Below are 18,585 nucleotides of genomic sequence, written 5' to 3'. Positions count from 1 at the left end.
ACAACCAAACACTTTTATATTTTGTGTTTGGTTGTTTCTCTATTTATCTAATTTTGGTTGATTGGTAAATGTGATTACCTCAGTGACTTTTCCTTCTGTTTCAAAGACAATCACTTCATTTTTACCTTGGTTTAAAAGTGGTCCGGGTACATATAAACGTTGTTGTGGACCAATTTCCCAGAAACGCCCTATGTTAAAGCCATTAATGCTAACAAAGCCTTTCCCCCATCCTGATAAATCGATAAACGTATCCCCGATAGTATCAATCTCTAATTCAAATTGATAAAAAGCCGGTTGACCTGTTTCCCACTCCTTTGAAAAATCAAGCTTTTCTAAGTTAGTCATCGGTAACGAATACATTTCCCAACCACTCTGGAAAGCACCGTTCACAATAACACCATCTTTAACCCCTTTTTGCTGATGATTCATTTTCACAGAATAATTCACACGACCCATATTTTCAATAAGTAAACCCAATTTATTTTCATTTTCAGTTAACTCAAAAGCTGTTGGGTTTCCTAATTCTAAATCATACTGAGTTGATATTAAATGATTATTTATGTAAATGTGAGCACGATCATTGGTGCCAATTAAACGAAAATCTTCAATTTCTCTTGCTTTACCAATGTCACTTTGATAGTAAATATACCCAGTCGCTTGGTTCATTTGCTCCATGGTTAAGGGAAAGTTATTAACTACTTTTTCACTTAAGTTATCTAAATTATTAAATAAACTTGTTTTATTTTTTACTGTTACTTCACCATAGGCATATTTTTCTATAGTTGTTGTTAATTCAACTTTTGGAATATCAGTATATTTTCCAATAATTTTTTGAAATTCTAAATATTTAGGTGTTACTTCTCCCCATTCCGTTAATAAAGCATCATAATCATAACTAGTAACATCAGGAGTCAAACGATCATAATAATTAGCTCCATTCATAAAACCAAAGTTAGTACCTCCATGAAACATATAAATATTAACCGAACCTTGGCTCAAGATATCATCAAGTTCTTTTGCAGCAACTTCACCATCCATGGTATGGTGTTCGTCATCTCCCCAAGCATCAAACCAACCAATCCAAAATTCCATCACCATTAGGGGGCGTTTTTTACCGTGAAATTGTTTTAAACGTTTAAAATGTTCTGTTATTTTTGAGCCACAATTTATTGTTGGTAGCGCACGTTCTGGGATTGTTCCATTCTCTAACATATCTCCCCATGGACCGTCAGAAGTCACTAAAGGAACATTAACTCCATATTTTTCCATTAAATCAGCCATTTTATTCAGGTAATCGTGATCATTTGAATAACTTCCGTACTCATTTTCAACTTGCATCATGATAATTGGTCCCCCATGAGTCACTTGTAGATCCACCACTTGTGCTAAAAGCTGTTCAAAATATGCTTCAATTTTCTCCAAAAATATTGGATGATCAAAACGAATCTTAAGATTTGGATTTTTTTGCAACCAATAAGGCAATCCTCCAAATTCCCATTCCGCACAAATATAAGGTGCCGGACGTAAAATTACATTTAAATTTAATTCGGCAGCTCTTTGAATAAACTTTCTAAGGTTAAGACCTTTTTCAAAGTTAAACTCCCCTTCATTTGGTTCATGCATATTCCAAGGAACATACGTTTCAACTGTATTGCAGCCTAACGCTTTTAACTTTTCTAAACGATCTTGCCAATATTCTGGTACTACTCTAAAATAATGAATGGCACCCGAAATTATTTTTACTGGTTTTTCATTCAAATAAAACTCATCTTTAATTTTAAATGTTTTCATTTTTTTTTCTCCTTATAATTAGCGTATCATAGGGTTTTAATTGTGTCGTTGCTTTTAGCTGTTGATTTGTTAAGACATCAACCTCGTCGTAAAAAGTAACGGGTAACCCTTGATTCTCACTTGTGAAATTCAAGATAAAGTAATATTTCGCGTCTTCGCTCTCACGAACAGTAACCTCTAAAGCAGTCACTTCATTAATGGTTGATGCTAAATTCAATTCAGTAACAACCTCACCAAGTAATTTGTTTTTAGATTTTTTATCTAATTCTGTCCCAACATACCATGTCTTTCCTTTTCCAAAAGAATGGCTCGTTGCAAATGGATATCCTTGATAAAAATTACTTGTATATTGTCCTAGACTCGTCGCATCTTCCAAATGGATAATATCACTTAACAACCGAGCTGTTCCAGAAGTTCCATCATTAAATAAAATTTTATTCCTTTGTTCAGGTGCTAAAGCATCGGTTTCCTCAACCCATATTCCTAATAAATCTCTCAATGGACCTGGATATCCGCCAAGATGAACATTATCAGATTGATCGACAATACCACTCATAAAACTTGTCATAAAATTGCCTCCACAACGAACATATGATTTTAAATTTTCAGCAATCCCTTCTTTAATCATATAGAGTACAGGAGCAACCACTAAAGTATAATCAGATAAATCAGAGGAAGGATTTACTAAATCAATTCCAATATTTTGTTGATAGAAAAATTCGTAATAGTGATGAATTTGATCTACATATTTTAAATCTTGATTAGGACCACTTGTATATTCAAGTGACCAATAGATATCCCAATCAAAAAGTAGTGCCACTTTATTTTGGGTGTGTGTGTTTAATAGTTCAGCCCCAACCGTTGCTAACTCTTTTCCTAAACTTTGAACTTCTCTAAAAACACGCGTTTCTGTCGAACCCACATGTTCAATCACACCCCCATGAAATTTTTCGCAAGCGCCTTTACTTCGCCGAAGTTGGAAAAACTGGATGGTATCTGCACCATGAGCAATTGATTGATAACTTTGAGCGCGCATTTGACCCGGTTTTTTTAACGAATTATAAGGTTGCCAATTTTGCTGACTAGGCGTTTGTTCCATTAACATGAATGGTTTTTGCTTCAAGCCACGCATCAAATCATGTCTTAAGGCAACTTCACTCCAAGGTGTATCATACGCCGGATAACTATCCCAAGAAACAATATCCATTTCTTTAGCCCACTTAAAATAATCTAACCCTTTATAAGTCCCCATTAAATTTGTTGTTATTGGCGTTTCTTGATCATATTGACGAATTAGATCACGCTCAAGTTTAAAATTTTCAAGAAGACTATCTGACATAAAGCGACGATAATCTAATGAAATGCCTGTAAATGCTGTGTTATCTTCATCCAATCCTTCACTTAAATAGTTTGGAACAACGACTTCATCCCACTCATAAACATTGTGACCCCAAAAGGCTAAATTCCAAGCTTCATTTAATTTTTCTAGGGTTTTATATTTCTTTTGTAACCATACTCGAAACTCTTTTTGGCAATTATCACAAAAACACTCACCACCATACTCATTATTGATGTGCCAACAACTTAAATTCGGATGATTTCCATAGCGTTCTGCCAATTTTGATACCAATTGCTTTACCTGTTTTTGATAGATTAAGCTATTTGGACAAGCATTATGGCGTTGACCAAATACGTGTTGTCGACCATAAAAATCAGTCCTACCAACCTCTGGATATTTTTTAAAAAGCCAGGCTGGTAATGCAGCGGTTGCTGTCCCCAAGACAATTTCCTTGTTTTCTTTTTCTAACAACCTAAAAATAGCATCTAATTCTGTAAAAGAGTAATCAACCTCATTCGGTTGTAGTCGTGCCCATGAAAAAACATTAATCGTGGCGCTGTTAAGGTGGGCTTGTTTAAAAGCTGTCATATCTTCTTGCCAGACTTCTTCCGGCCATTGATTTGGGTTATAGTCGCCACCATACAAAAAAGATTTAAATTCTTTAACCATTCCTATTACCTCCTTGTTTTACTTTACTACCTTCATTCTAGCGACTTAACTCAAAAAGAGATATAATATAGCTAACTAGATTATATAAGAATAAGAAACAATAATGAGGAGCTAAGAATATGCCCATCTATTTTCAATTAACACACCAACCTTTACCTTTTAATCTTGAGAGTATCGGTCATCATTGGCCACAAGTCTATATTAACCGTCCTGAAGGTTATCCGTTCTATCATTGGATCCAAACTGAAAGTGGACGCGGTGAAATCTGGATTGAAAAACAAAAAATTATCTTACATCAAGGAGAGGGTCTCCTTATTGCTCCCTTTACACCTCATACTTATTTTTCGTTAGAGCATTGGCAAACCAATTTCGCCACTTTTAATGGTGAATTTTCTCATCATTTTTCTGAAGTGACACAAGTAGAGAGTTACTACCAAATGAAAAATACTAAAGATTTTAATTTTTCTCTTTGGATTGAAAAAATGATTACTGATTATTTAAATAAAGAACTAGCAGATCATGATTTATCGACACGTTGTTATCATTTTTTACTCCAATTTAGAAAAATAGATCAACAACAGTCTAATCTACAACACCCTTTATTTATCCAATTTATCGCTCCAATAATCAATGAAATAGAAACAAGGTATTCTGAAGAATTAACGATTAAAAGATTAGCACAAGAGGCATTTATTTCAACTCAATATCTTAACCGATTATTTAAGCGTTTTTTAAATCAAAGTCCCTATCAATATTTAATAGATTATCGTATTAATCGTGCCAAAGAACTGTTAGTTAACGAGCAGCAATTAGAGATTCAAGAGATTGCTTGGCGTGTTGGTTTTGTTTCTGTTAGCCAATTTATTCATATTTTCAAAGAAAAAGTTTCCTACACACCGAACCAGTTTAGAAAACTTTTTTTTACAAAATCTTAATTTTAAAAGAAAGAGACGTACTATTAATAAAACTTTCTTTCTAGAAATGCTTTCCTACTAGCTATTATTTTACATTTATTTTTTTTTAGCGTATCCTTTTGTTAAAGGTGGTATAAACGAACTGCCACTAACTTTTAGCCTATTAGGAGGAAATAACTATGGAATATTCAAATGGCAATTATGAAGCTTTTGCGCGACCTACTATTTCTGAAAAAAATAAGCAAAAAAAAGCCTATCTTGTCGGAGCGAGTTTAGCTTCTTTAGCGGCTGCAACTTTTTTGATCCGTGATGGTAAGATGAAAGGTAAAAACATTCATATCTTTGAAAATACAGATGTTTCTGGTGGAAGTTTAGATGGTCGCGATATTCATAACCATGGATATATTATCCGTTTTGAACAACAACTCAATCCCCGTTCTGAATGTCTTTGGGATCTATATCGTTCCATTCCATCTTTAGAAATCAAAGATGCCTCTGTTTTAGATGAGATTTATTGGCTTAATAAAAAAGAGCCTAATGTCTCTTTAACACGAGTGATTGAAAATTCTGGACTGAATGCACATCCTGAAACTCAGTTAATTTTGACACAACAAGCTTCAAAAGAAATTTATGACCTCTTTATTGCAACTGAAGTCTCACTACAAGATAAAGCTATTTATGATGTTTTTTCAAAAGACTTCTTTCATTCTAATTTTTGGTTACTATGGAAATCTCAATTTACTTTTGAAAAATGGCACAGTGCCCTTGAAATGCGTCGGTATTTGCGTCGATTTATTCAGGATATTGGTCAACTAACTGATATGACTCAGTTAAAATCTACAAAATATAATCAATACGAATCGCTTATCCTACCGATTGTTGCTTACTTAAAAAATCAAGGGGTACAATTTTCTTATCAAACAACGGTCAAAAACATCATCGTTGAATCAACAGGAACTGAAAAACTAGCAAAAGAAATGATTCTTTTAGAAAAAGATAAAACTAAACAAATTCAACTTTCTAAAAATGACTTAGTTTTTGTCACCAACGGTAGTATCGTCGAAAGTTCAACAATGGGAACACATCATGAATTTGCCATCTTGAATGATTCAATTGGACCTAGTTTCAGCCTATGGAAAAATATGGCTGAACAAGACCAAGCATTTGGCAATCCCGAAAAGTTTTATAACCATATTAATGAATCTCATTTTGTTTCTGCGACACTAACAACCCTTGATGATTTGATTCCACCTTATCTTGAAGACATCAGTCATCGTAAAGTTTTGTCAGGTAGTGCTGTTACAGGTGGTTTGGTAACTATCAAAGACTCCGCTTGGTTAATGAGTTACAGCATTAGTCGACAACCCCATTTTAAACAACAAGCCGACCAGCAATCGACGATTTGGCTTTACGGACTTTTAACGGACAAGCCTGGTAATTTTATTCCGAAACCAATGAGAGCATGTACCGGTGAAGAAATTACCCAAGAATGGTTATATCATATTGGTGTCCCTGAAGATGAAATTAAAGACATCGCTAAAAATTCAGCACGCACCATTCCGGTTATGCTACCATTTGCAACAGCTGCATTTCTTCCTCGAGCAATAGAAGACCGCCCAAAAGTCGTTCCAAAAGATTATCAAAACTTAGCCTTCCTAGGTAATTTCGTTGAAACACCCATTGATGCTACTTCAACTAGTGAGTACTCCGTTAGAACCGCAATGGAAGCCGTTTATACGCTTTTAGGGGTCGATCGCAGTGTACCAGAAGTCTTTGATTCAGCTTTTGATCTAAGAATATTACTTCAGGCAACTTCCTTACTTTTAGATGATAAAAAAATTTCAGAGCTTCACTCTCCATTTTTCATCAAATATTTAGAAAAAAAAGAACAAAAAAAAATAAAAGACACCAATCTCTATCAACTATTAAAAACAAATCACCTCATTGACTAACTAAAAATAAGTTGTTCTGTAAATAATTTTTATCTTAAACTATTAATCCCCCCAAAATAGAAATCGCATCAAATCAATAAGTTAGCAAATTGATTTGATGCAATTTTTTTTGGTCAACCTCTTTATTTATTTTTTTTCTTCTTTTTCTTTTTTATTTTTTTTTCTTGACTTCTTTTTTTCTTTTTAATAAACCACACAAACATTCCAATGATTAAAACAATCAATAAACTGATTATTAAGGTTAAACAAATAACTAACCACGTTGGTAAGCTTTGATCAATATCAACTGCTGTTTCATTTAGTTTTTTTGCCTGTTCTTTAGAAAGAGTGAAAGAATAGTCCAAACGCCACTCTTTATCGGTTTCGCCTGATTTTGCTAGTAACTTTAAAGAATAATCGCCTGGTTTTACTCGTTCTGCTCCCATTTCAATCGGAAATACCATTGTTGAGTTCGGAGCAAAACGATAATCTTTTACTTTATTTTCATAAAGGATTTCTTCTTTATTTTTCCTTGTAACTTTCGCTTCATAAGTTAAATCATTGATAATCATAGGGGTTGGATTTTGTAAATAAACCTTAATCGTATTTCGTCCTGCAATTTGGGAAAACAAAGCCTTTGTTAATTTAATTTCGGGCGTTACGTTTAGTTCATCCGTTTCTTGAAGTTGAATAGCAATAGCATAGGCATATTTATTATTAATTGTAAAACCTGTTTGTTCCTCTTTATTCTTTTCATTTTCCGCTAAGCTATTAATACCATCGACTCTAACAGCTCCCAATATAACACCTTCAAAAGCTTCAGCAGGAACGTTTAATTTAATTTTCACTGTTTTCTTTTCTTTTGCTGGTATTTCAACTCTTTCGTCAACACTTGCAATATCTGTCAGTGCAACTTTTAAAGAGGAATCACGATTTTTACTTGGTAAATTATAAATTAAATTGCCTGTCATCCCCGTTGATGCAGAATTAATCGACAAATCAACCTTAACTTTTTGATCGCTAGTATTCGTTACTTCTAATTCTAATTCTTGTTTCTGTCCTGGTTTAACTTTTAATTGATAAAAAGTATCGACATCTCCTAATTGATTTTCAGGTAGTATTGCTCTAACAGAAACTGGAATTGCCCCCGCTTGAACTGATAGTGGTAATAAAACGAGTATTCCAAAAATTAATATCAGGGTTAAAAAAAATTGATTTATCTTTAGTTTCATTTTTTTCCTCTTTAGTGTGACTTTTATTTTATGGACCAACGGTAAGTGTCCAGATTAAATTGGCTTGATACTCTTGTGAGTAAATCTTCTCATTTTGCGGAACATGAAGACGTACCCCACCATTTTTAACTTTATCATTTTGAGTTGAATTGGGTTGATAGTCATTTTCTTTATAGTCTTGTTTAAAAACCACCGAAGAAATGCTATTTTGAGTTTTTCTAGTTGGTGAAGATAAGACAGTTAAACTATTATCGTTTCCATCAACTGTCCTTACAGGAATTGCTTTTGCTGTCCTATAATCGCCACCCGATAAAATAGAGCTAACTTGATTATTTTTCACATTATTTGTTAACGTTTCTTCGTGTATTTTTAATCGAGTATTCGCTAATTCATGTGTTTTTTTAGTATTATTAAAAAGGTTATCTTGTACCACTTGAACACTCCAGTGACTCGTATTTTGGCTCGTATCTCCAACTTGAACAAACGGTGGAATATACCCTGTCATTCCACTTCCATCATCAACTTTTTTAAATCGTTCTAACATCGTTTGATACGCCATTTCTTTTATTTCAATTGTATTATCCATTCCAAAATTAAAATGAGGAACATGAGTTAACTGAACACCACCAACAGTCACTGGTGATTTTCCATCGGGTAAAATGATTTTCTCTTCTACTGTTCCAGGTTTAATAACGGGGATCTCACCGGAATAGTGATTAAATTCAACTTCTGTTATTACTTGCTTAGGTGGGACTGCAGAAGGCGCAGCCGAAACGACCAGCGACGAAGTAACCACAAGTTGAAATAAAAGAAAGTAAGAAAATCTTTGTTTCCATTTTTTCATAATCATTCTCCTTAATACAAATTAGGGTTCCGCTGTTAACGTCCAAACTAAGTCTGCTTCATAAGCTCCCAATAAACGGTTATCGCTCGTTGGGATAAATAATTTTATACCATCATAGGTCTGCTTACTTTCTCCAACTGAACTCGTATAATTTTCTTTTTTATACTGAGATTCAAAAACAGAATTACTGTACGTTTTACTACTATGACTGGAAGAATTACTTTTAAGAACTTCCAATTCACCTTCACTCTCTTTTACCGAAGAAACACTTGGATTTTCAACAGGGATCATTGCAAAGGATTGACCATTTTCTTGCTTCAATCCTGTGATTTTATTCTTTAATTCAACAGATGATAAACGATTATTAGTTACAGTATTACCATAAATCCGTAACCGCGTATCTGTTAAATAAGTTGCCTTTTCAGCCTGATAAAATGGTGCTAATTGCTTCACCGTCACTTTCCATGCTCCGGTATCTTTTCCTGATAAATCTGCGACCCCCACTGTATGTGGTAAATAATAAGTTTTATTTTGCTGTGTTCTTTTCTCTAGCAAAGCTGGATATTCTTTATTCTTAGGATCAATTCTCAGCTGGCCAAAAGAGATCCTCGGTGCATGAGTCAAATAAAGATGATTTAAAGAAGCTGTTGTTTCATCTTGATCTAAGGTTTCGATTACCCCAACAGGTCCTTCTTCAGGAAAATCCGGCATTGGCCTTTCTCCTGCTTTAAATGTTCCACTTGTATTTGTTTCTTGCTGCCCTTCGACTCTTTCTGTCTGGATTCCAATCGATATTGGGATACAGACAAGCAAGACAACTAAAAAAATAAGTTTATTTTTCACCTGTTTTCCTCCTAACTACTCACATTAAACTAAAAAATTAACTCGCCCTATCATATTTTAAATTTTCTATTTCAAAGAATTTATCTTTTAAAGAAACAATATCTCTCGTTTTTAATGGAGTATCAAAGAAATAAAAAGAGGGGGATTGTTCTAGTTTACTGTTCAAAAGATAAGGGATATTCGTCATAATGATATCAGCCTTTTCTCGTTCATTTTCATTAATAAAAGATAAGTTAAATGTATGACGATAATAGTCTGAAATTCGATCACTAATGACTTTTTTTAAATAAAAAGGCAAGTCACTCTCTAAAAGTATTTTTATTTCAGGTTCAAAATGTGACATTTTTTTAATCGCTGTAAAATTTAAAAAATATTTTTGAACTAAAAATTCGGTCTCTAAAAAAATGAGATTGCCTGTTTCTAAATAAAGATTTTCTAGCAAATCACGTAATTTACTCTCTAAATTAAGATAGTCGAGATGTTCTAAAATATTATGTCCATCAATATCAACTGATATATTTTTGAAAAGTTTACAAAAAAGATGGGCACAAAAAGCTGCCACAAAAAAACGATCATAAAGTTCCGACGGTATCCTTACTATTTCCTCGTTAAATTTTGTCATTAATTGAACCGTTGCCTGATAAATATCAGAATTTTTCTTTTTATGAAAACTTAAAATTCTTTCTTTGAGTTGCGTTGATTCATACATTTTCATTTTCACTTGAATCAATAAAAGATAAAATGAAATTTCTCCTTTCACATGAACATTATATTGAAGGATAAATTCTTTTAAAATATCAACCGTTTCAATTAATTTTTCAACATAGATATAATCTTTCCAAGCGTCTTCCATCTCGACTAAGTGATGCTTTCGTAAACGAATTAAATTAACGGCTAATAAATAAGCCATTTGGCGTCGTTGAACTTCTGAAAAATTAACCTCTAAAGCTCCGGTTACCTCATCCACAGTCCGATAAACTTTTTCTTCATCCAATGGTTCAAAAGGCCAAATCGTCCCCTTATAAGTAATCCAAGTTAATACATAAATCACAAGTCGAATTTGTTTTTCTTCTCCTACAATTTGAAAGTTTTTACGAGATAAAGACAAATTATAGCTTTCTAAAAAGTCCTTTATTTTTTTCAAACTCTTCCTAATCAAACTTTCACTTAAATAATATTCCATCGCATAATGAGTGACAGAGATAAACTCTTCATAAATAATGGCTTGAAAAATTTGCATAGTGTCATCTTGATTGATAATAAACCGTTTAAATTCGGTCAAGTTAACCCCTTTTTCAAATCTTAAAAAAAGGCCATGATACTTTTCATATTCTAATTCCATTGGCATTTGTGTCTCTTGATTAAATTCTTCTACCATTTCGAGTATTTGATGAATATAACGTTGAACCGTTCTTTCACCGACATTTAGCGTTTCGCTTATTTCGATAATTGAATACCAACGTTCTTCATTGGCCAATAATTCAATGATTCTAATCGCGGTTTGATTTGTATTTTCGAGTAATGTTAATCGCTGTTTTTCCAAATGTCAGACTCACCTTTCCAAGAAACATATATATGTTTATATTATGTACTATTTTACGTTTTTTTACAATGTATTATCAACTTATGTCTTTTTTATGTATAAAAATATAAAAAACCACCACAGTTCAAAATCATAAATGACGTCAAACTGAAGTGGTAATTCTTTTTTCCTTTAATTATCTTGTTTTGCGATTTTTTATTCTTGTAATTCTAAAGGTAATTCAACATTGTAGGTATGTTCTACTTTGGCTTCTTCATTTCCTTTTTTATGCCCATTAAAATCTAATTTAATTTCTTTAATTTGATCCATTTGATCTATTTGATCAAATTTAAAATAAACATGACCGTCTTTCTCTTTATCTTTAGCAAAAATATCTTCCCAATAATCAGTAAAATGTTCGCCTTTAATTTCTTTACCATCCTTTAATACAATCGTTGCTTCATCTGGATGAATACTTACCTCTTCATCACTTGCATTTTTTATTGTATAGTGCATTGACATTAGACCATGAAAAATTTCATCTTGAGCATCATCTTTAAATTTGTCAACTTCCACGACTTTCACACGATCAATTTTGAAATCAATATTTTCCCATTCGTTATCTGACCAATTTGTTTTATAGCTCGCTTCAAATTTGACTTTAGGATTATTTTTACCAGTGACGATTTCTTTAAAATCGCCATCATCTTTTAAAGTTAGTTCTCCCGTATCAATTTCATCACCATCATCTATCGTTGATGATTCACTAATTTTACCTTCTTCTACTTTTCCTTTGACTTCTTGTTTAGAACAAGCCCCTAATCCTAAAATTAAAACGGCTAATCCTACTGTTGTCCCTACTAATTTGATTTTTTTCATTGTTTTTCCCTCTACTCTCTAGTTTATTATTTTGTTTCTATTATTTTAGTTAATTCAGTATTCCACTGCTCTAATTCTTTTTCATCATATTGCTCATAACGGCCAACTTCATGTAAGATCTTTTTGATTTCATGCATTGCTTTTTTCTCTTCGTACCATTTTTTTATCGCTTGTGTTTTACTGCTCTCTTCAATTTTATCCAATGAGCGTAAACTTTCATCTAACTGATTTATGGTATTCACGATTCTTGCAATCACACGCTCCTCTTTCTTTTCTGTTTTTTCAATCGTTGTCATTTGATCTCTTCCTTTCTAATTGTTTTTATTAATGAGTAAACCCATGTGTTTTACGTGTTTCTTGATTATGATATAAAATACGTGCTTGATTTAACTCTTCGATCGACTGATTAAAATCTCGAATTAAAGCATCTGCTAAATTCTGACCTAAATCTGCTCGACAAACAAATCGTTGAACAATCGTTTCTTGAAGATTTTTAGGCAATGGATACGCTGGCACTTGCCACCCCTTCATTTGTAAACGATCAGCCAAATCATATAATGTCCATTCAACCGCTGTTTCATCTTTCAATTTGTAACAAACTATAGGTAAATTTTCACCATCATTGTACATCTCGAAAAGACCTGTTGCTTCAACTGCTTTAGCTATTGTCATTGCTGCTTCTTTCGTACGTTGATGAATTTCCTTGTAACCGTTGAATCCGTAACGATAAAAATTATAATATTGACCAATAATTTGACTAGCACTTCGAGAGAAATTAATCGCAATTGTTGGCATATTTCCACCTAAATAACTCACTTCAAAAATCAACTCTTCAGGTAAATACTCTTTATCTCGCCATAAAATCCAACCAACTCCCGGATAAACTAAGCCATATTTATGACCTGAAGTATTAATGGATACGACATTTTTCAAACGGAAATCCCAGCGTAATTCTGGATCAATAAAGGGAACAAACATCGCACCACTAGCACCATCAACGTGAATAACAACTTCTTGATCATGTTTTTGATTATATTGAGAAACCAGCTCGTCTAACTTTTCAATATCATCAAATTTACCTGTATAGGTTATTCCTAAAATCCCTACAATTCCAATCGTATAGTCATCCACATAATCCATCACAACTTCTGTATTCATTCTTAAGTGTTTTTCATCCACAGGAACTTCACGAAGTTCGATATCCCAATAAACACAGAATTTTTCCCAACACACTTGATAGCCTGAAGAAATAACTAAGTTTGGTTGCTTAGCGTTAGTATCCAATCCTTTCTTCTTAGCATGTTCACGCCAACGGAACTTCATTGCCATCCCGCCTAACATACAAGCTTCACTCGAACCAACTGTTGACGTTCCAATGGCCTTTTCTTGATCTGGGGCATTCCATAAATCAGCTATTATATTGACACAACTTGTTTCTAACTCAGCTGTTTCTGGATATTCAGATTTATCAATTGCATTTTTTTCCATCGTTTCTGACATGAGTTTTGTAGCTTCTGGATCCATATAGGTTTGACAAAAAGTTGCTAAATTTTGGCGAGCATTCCCCTCATCAATTAACTCATCCTTAATGAGACGATAGGCCACCTCTGGTTCTACCGGATCTTTATGTAAACGTTTCATAATAATATCCTCACTTGAGGCTAGTGTTCCAAAAATGGGTTCGTTTTCTTCTACTTTTTTCGTCATTTTTATTCATTCTCCTTAATTAATCGTTTTAATGGCTCCACCTGGTTCGATATCAAACTGGCAGGGGTTATTTTTAGCCAATAATTTTTTATCTAAGCATACTTTGACAATCGTTGGATGATCATAATCTGTAAAATAATAACTTTGTGTTTCATTACACATCGTCCCAACATACTGTGAGTAATCAGAATGCCCGTCTTGATCAATAACAATTCCTTTTGGGATACGAACCGTCGCTAATACATGATAAGCATTTCGCACACCGGCTTCTTCAGTTGGTGCTTCCTCAATGTGTTCTCTAAAAAAAGCAGCTCTGACAAAACGTTCCGGCGGTGTGTAGCCACCCGGTAGTCCCAATGTTCCTGTTCCTTGTGAGAAGGGTCTCGCAATATAATTACCAAAACGTTTTTCTTTGTATTGCTCTGGTTGAACATGTAAATAATTACGTAGATTATCAAGATGCCACTCAAAATAAGGCGTATTGGTTAAAACACCGATAGGATTTTCTTTAACCATTAATTTTATTTCGGTTGGTTCGATGATGACGCAACGACCTGTTGTATCAGTAATAATCCAATGTAGTGGTGTTACAATATCTAGTATTGGCGCTTTAGCACTTACTAAATGAATATTTTTAAGTTGGTCTTCCACCTCCTCTATTGAAGCACAATGACCTAGCAACCATAAAATAAATTCATGGGGTGCTAAATTTAGTGCTTCCTCTTTTTTATTTTTACGGTAATTTACTTCACCGGGTAAATATAATTCAGCAACAGCTAATCCTTTTTCATTGACACCATCAGCTACAAAATAACTTTCACCTAATAGGCGACCAGCTCCAATGAAACCATATTTATTTTGATGACTTCTAGCATCTAAACATGATTTCCATTGATAGTTTCTCGGTAAATAAGTTGGTTTTGCCTCTAATGGAAAAGCAAAATCCATTGTTCGTGACAGCAAGTGATGATGATCCTTTGTTTTTAAATAAATACTTGTACACATTTTTATTCACTTCTTTCTTTTATTTTTCTAATTCCTGTAGCATTTGATTATCATCTAATTCTGAAATACCTTCCTCATGATGTTTTTGAAGAAATCCCATTGATAGTCTTAATAGAGCAACAAAGACTATCCAAGAAACACATAAAACAACTAAGCTTTTATTAAACATTGGTTGACCAATCCCACCAGAAATGGCTTCTCTCAATCCATAAATCGAGTACGACATTGGAAGGTAAGGATGAATAAAATTAAAGAAATTATTCGTTAAAGGCATTGGGAAGGTTCCACCTGCCCCACCAAGTTGTAAAACAAGTAAAACCATCGCGATAAAACGCCCCGGATTATCAAACGTCATTGCAAGGAACATGACAATAAACATATAACACCAAGCACTAACAAGGGTCATGAGATAAAATTGACCGAGATGATCGACGTGTAAACCGATACCTAGCATGATGGTCGCTTCGATGATAGCCATGGCTGTTGAAACAACAAACCCAAGAACCACTTTACTCAACCACCAATCTCGACTACTTTGTCCCTTTATAGACACTCGTCGGATAGGAAAGACAAAGTTAAAGACTAAACAACCGACAAACAAGGCTAAAGACATAATGTAAGGTGCTAAAGCTTCTCCATAATTGGCAACACTACTATACTTTTTATTTTTAAGTTTCGTCGCATCAGAAAACATCTCTATATTTTTTTCATTAATTTTAATTTTAGAACCCATTTCACTCGCACTATCAAGAGCGGTTGCCAATTGTTCTGCTCCTGTCTGTAACTGTCCTTGTCCTGACATAAGCTGGGGTGAATTTTGTGTAAGCTCATTCAAACCGCTTGTTAATTGCCCAGCACCGGAATTAAGTTGATTCACGCCATTTGACAATGTCGGCAGTTGACCAGACAGTTCATTTAATCCCTGACTGAGTTGCGCACTTCCTCCTGCCAATTGATTTGCTCCACTAAAGGCCATCGGTGCTGCTTGAAGCATTTGCTCTGCTTGATTCGTTGCTTCATTTAATCCTGTAACTAATTGTGTTGCATTCGCTGGATTGGGAACTAAATCAAAGGTATCAAGCACTTGATTAGTTCCTTTCTCTATCTCACTTACAGATTCAGAGAGCTGTTTACTTTGGCTTGCTAATGCTCCAGTTAGTTCACTTAATGCTGTCGATTGCTCAACCAACTGATTTGAAGAAGCCATAGCTTGATTTATTTCTTGCGTCATTTTTCCTGTTTCAGTAGCAATTTTTTGATTCACTTCTTGCTCAAATTGAACTACTTCTTGATTAATCGAATGAATTAATTCATTTTTTAACGTCGCATCCATTGAATCTTGTGCATTAATCAAGGATGAAATATTATTCTGAACCGTTGAAGAATCAACTTGTAACGTTGTTTCCAGTTGCGTTAATCGCTGACTAACTTGTTGCAAGTCATTGGCTACTTGAGAAGCATCAACCGAAACTTTTTCTAATTCATTAGCATGCGTCACTAATTGTTCTAAATCTTGATTCATTTTTTTTATATTTGCTTCAATCGTTGCTTTGGAATTAACATCCATTGCCTGATCGACATCCTTTAAAACTGTTTCTAACTCTTGACTTCCCTGATTTAACTCATCTAAACCAATTTTTAATTGAGCTATTTGAACACTCAAGGGTTGAATTTTTTGATTCACTGTACCTAATCCTGTACTTAATTGATTCGCTCCTGTTGTTAATTGGGACACACCATCGTTCAATGGACCAATATTATTTGCAAGCTGTGACGTTCCTTGCGCCAACTGATTCGAGCCTGAATAAGCACTGCCGACGCCCGAGGTATACTTGGTTAATCCTTGTCCCAACTGTTCTGTTCCAGTTGCTAGCTGATTTGAACCATCTGCTGCTTCATTAATTCCTTTAACAGCTTCTTTACCAACCTCACTCAAAGCTGTCACATAGGCTTCTATGACATTATCACGGACTTGAGATTCTAACTGCGTTGCTCCCATACCCGCAACTTCTTCGCCAATATAATTTAATGAGCCATTTGTTGTATAGATAATTTCCATCTTTTTAGGTTCTTTATCCAAAAGCGTCGCCGAATTTTTAGAGAAATCTTTAGGAATATCAACAATCATGTAATAATAAAGGTCTTTCATCCCTTTTTCAGCTTTCTCTTTTGAAACAAATTCCCATTTTAACTGTTTGTTGGTTTTTAATTGTGAAACAATTTGATCGCCTACATCTATTTTTTGTCCCAACATCTCTGTCGGTAAATCTTCATTCACAATCGCTACTGGTAAATCTTTTGCACGACCATAAGGATCCCATACTGATTTATCAAAGAAACCAGCATATAAAATTGGAATAAACGTGATCGCAACGACGGATATCAAAAGAATTTTATTTTTAAAAATATGAATAAATTCTTGTTTAATCATTTTCATCGCAGTCACTCCTTACTATTTTATCTTGTAGTTTTGGTATTTTTTTCTCACAATAGAAATGATAAAAAACAAAAGGAACAAGTAATGTAATGACATAACTAACGCCAAGAGTCAAAATATAATGATGGGCTTGACTTGTCTGTAACTCTTTAGGTGCACAGAATGAAGAGATAATCGCCAAGAGAGACAATAATAATCCAGCACCTGCCAATATTATTTTTACTTTATTACCTCCTGGAACTTGATACGCTCTCTCTAATGTTTGGTTTTTCTTTTTCAAAATCAAGGCAAAGTAACCAATAAAAAGAAGCACATAAGCACTCAGATAGATAATAACGGTCAACGAAATTGCAGTTAGGAAGGAAACATTATTTCCACCACCACCTAAAGTAAGAATAGCTGCCCAAATCGTTACTAATATTCCTTGAACAATAAGTAATGGAACTGGAACCCCTGCCCGATTTACTTTTTTAAACCTTGCTGGTAATAAACCTTTTTCAGCAACAAATCTTAACCCTTCCGTAGGACTCACTGTCCACGAACTAACTTGCGCCGTTACTCCAAATGCTAAAAGAAGAGCCATTATTTTAACCAACCATACTAAATGATGATTGTTTTCTAAAAGTAACGTTTCAAATGCTTGAACAACACCACTATTTAAAGATAGTTCTTTACCAGGAACAACCATTGAAACTGCTGCCCCACCTATTGTACTAAGAACAATGCCTACTATAACCAGAGCTATCATAATCAGCGGATAATTTTTTTTAGGGTTTTCTAACTCAGTGATATGGGGTGCTGAAGCTTCAACCCCCATATAAGCTAACATGAACGTCACCAGAGCAGGAAAATCTGCCGCTGTTGGTAAAAAGGTTTTATCTGTAAAGGATGAAGCAAATTCATGACCTGAGAATTTAAATTTTAATGTTAGAAATAATAAAATAAAAACAGGAACGACAATTCCTAATATAAAACCGGCTTTTGCAATTTTGGCCGTCACATTTGTCCCTCGAAGTTGCATTAAGGTAATTAACCAAAAAATGACAACCACCGCAATAAATTTAAACATTGGATTTTCATTTAGTGCTTTCATATCTAGTGCGTAAGCTAGTGAACCGATAATGAAATAAATCATCGTGACAAAGCCAACCGTAATTTGAAACCATTGAAAAAATAAAGCAGCAAAACCATATTTTTCACCTAAACTTTTACCAACCCAGCCAAAAATACCTCCTTCTTTATATTTTTCAACTGTTGCCATTTCAGCAGAACAAAGAGCGACGGGTAAAAACCAAGCTAGCCCACAGAGTAGTAAAAAGAAGATCAGTGTCTTCCCTGACTCGGCAAACGTTGGGTATTCATAAACGGTTATAAAAAGTGACGCCGTCATTGCAAAGAAACTGAAACGTGACATTTTTTTCTTATCCATCCTAAAATCTTTCCTTTCTTAGCCATCTCTTACTTTTATTTTT

General features: G+C 34.0%; 14 protein-coding genes. 2 read left to right on the top strand and 12 right to left on the bottom strand.

Features of this window, described 5'->3' with window-relative positions; all coding sequences use genetic code 11:
* Positions 1-39: 39 nt before the first annotated feature.
* Positions 40-1,791 carry a glycoside hydrolase family 35 protein gene (locus ACTJFD_RS05815; protein ID WP_442260287.1) on the bottom strand — a complete coding sequence of 584 codons (1,752 nt, stop codon included), beginning with the start codon at positions 1,789-1,791 and terminating at the stop codon, positions 40-42.
* Positions 1,778-3,799: a beta-galactosidase gene (locus tag ACTJFD_RS05810; RefSeq protein WP_442260285.1), complete on the bottom strand. Its 2,022-nt coding sequence runs from the start codon at positions 3,797-3,799 to the stop codon at positions 1,778-1,780. Before ACTJFD_RS05810 ends, ACTJFD_RS05815 begins: the two co-directional genes overlap by 14 nt.
* A 119-nt stretch (positions 3,800-3,918) precedes the next feature.
* Here ACTJFD_RS05810 and ACTJFD_RS05805 point away from each other — a divergent pair, with 119 nt between their 5' ends.
* Together ACTJFD_RS05805 and ACTJFD_RS05800 are read left to right on the top strand one after the other, a co-directional pair.
* A complete protein-coding gene (locus ACTJFD_RS05805) occupies positions 3,919-4,734 on the top strand; it encodes a helix-turn-helix domain-containing protein (protein WP_442260283.1) in 816 nt (271 codons plus the stop codon).
* Positions 4,735-4,892: 158 nt separating this feature from the next.
* Positions 4,893-6,665, top strand: coding sequence for an oleate hydratase (locus tag ACTJFD_RS05800; protein WP_442260281.1), 1,773 nt, complete (start codon positions 4,893-4,895; stop codon positions 6,663-6,665).
* Positions 6,666-6,787: 122 nt separating this feature from the next.
* On the opposite strand, the gene ACTJFD_RS05795 is transcribed toward ACTJFD_RS05800, so the two are convergent.
* The 10 genes from ACTJFD_RS05795 to ACTJFD_RS05750 form a co-directional block, all read right to left on the bottom strand.
* Positions 6,788-7,876 (bottom strand): DUF916 and DUF3324 domain-containing protein, encoded by a 1,089-nt coding sequence (locus tag ACTJFD_RS05795; RefSeq protein ID WP_442260280.1) that lies wholly within the window; start codon positions 7,874-7,876, stop codon positions 6,788-6,790.
* 28 nt (positions 7,877-7,904) lie between these two features.
* Positions 7,905-8,720, bottom strand: a complete 816-nt coding sequence (locus ACTJFD_RS05790; protein ID WP_442260278.1) for a WxL domain-containing protein — start codon at positions 8,718-8,720, stop codon at positions 7,905-7,907.
* 21 nt (positions 8,721-8,741) lie between these two features.
* Positions 8,742-9,563, bottom strand: coding sequence for a WxL domain-containing protein (locus ACTJFD_RS05785; protein ID WP_442260276.1), 822 nt, complete (start codon positions 9,561-9,563; stop codon positions 8,742-8,744).
* 37 nt (positions 9,564-9,600) lie between these two features.
* Complete coding sequence (locus ACTJFD_RS05780; protein ID WP_442260274.1) at positions 9,601-11,106, bottom strand: helix-turn-helix domain-containing protein; 1,506 nt, start codon at positions 11,104-11,106, stop codon at positions 9,601-9,603.
* A 195-nt stretch (positions 11,107-11,301) separates the two neighbouring features.
* Positions 11,302-11,964 carry a hypothetical protein gene (locus ACTJFD_RS05775; protein ID WP_442260272.1) on the bottom strand — a complete coding sequence of 221 codons (663 nt, stop codon included), beginning with the start codon at positions 11,962-11,964 and terminating at the stop codon, positions 11,302-11,304.
* 26 nt (positions 11,965-11,990) lie between these two features.
* Entirely contained in the window at positions 11,991-12,260 is a 270-nt protein-coding gene (locus ACTJFD_RS05770; RefSeq protein ID WP_442260270.1) for a hypothetical protein, read from the bottom strand.
* A gap of 28 nt (positions 12,261-12,288) precedes the next feature.
* Positions 12,289-13,671, bottom strand: coding sequence for a glutamate decarboxylase (locus tag ACTJFD_RS05765; protein WP_442260268.1), 1,383 nt, complete (start codon positions 13,669-13,671; stop codon positions 12,289-12,291).
* Positions 13,672-13,686: 15 nt separating this feature from the next.
* Positions 13,687-14,676, bottom strand: coding sequence for a choloylglycine hydrolase family protein (locus ACTJFD_RS05760; protein ID WP_442260266.1), 990 nt, complete (start codon positions 14,674-14,676; stop codon positions 13,687-13,689).
* A gap of 19 nt (positions 14,677-14,695) precedes the next feature.
* Positions 14,696-17,113, bottom strand: coding sequence for a YhgE/Pip family protein (locus tag ACTJFD_RS05755; RefSeq protein WP_442260264.1), 2,418 nt, complete (start codon positions 17,111-17,113; stop codon positions 14,696-14,698).
* On the bottom strand, positions 17,100-18,542 hold the full coding sequence (locus ACTJFD_RS05750; protein ID WP_442260263.1) for an amino acid permease: 1,443 nt from the start codon (positions 18,540-18,542) through the stop codon (positions 17,100-17,102). The genes ACTJFD_RS05755 and ACTJFD_RS05750 overlap by 14 nt, the downstream gene beginning before the upstream one ends.
* Positions 18,543-18,585: the final 43 nt, after the last annotated feature.

Source organism: Vagococcus sp. (assembly GCF_052102835.1).
Lineage (GTDB): Bacteria > Bacillota > Bacilli > Lactobacillales > Vagococcaceae > Vagococcus.
This window is presented reverse-complemented; position numbering and strand designations above follow the sequence as displayed.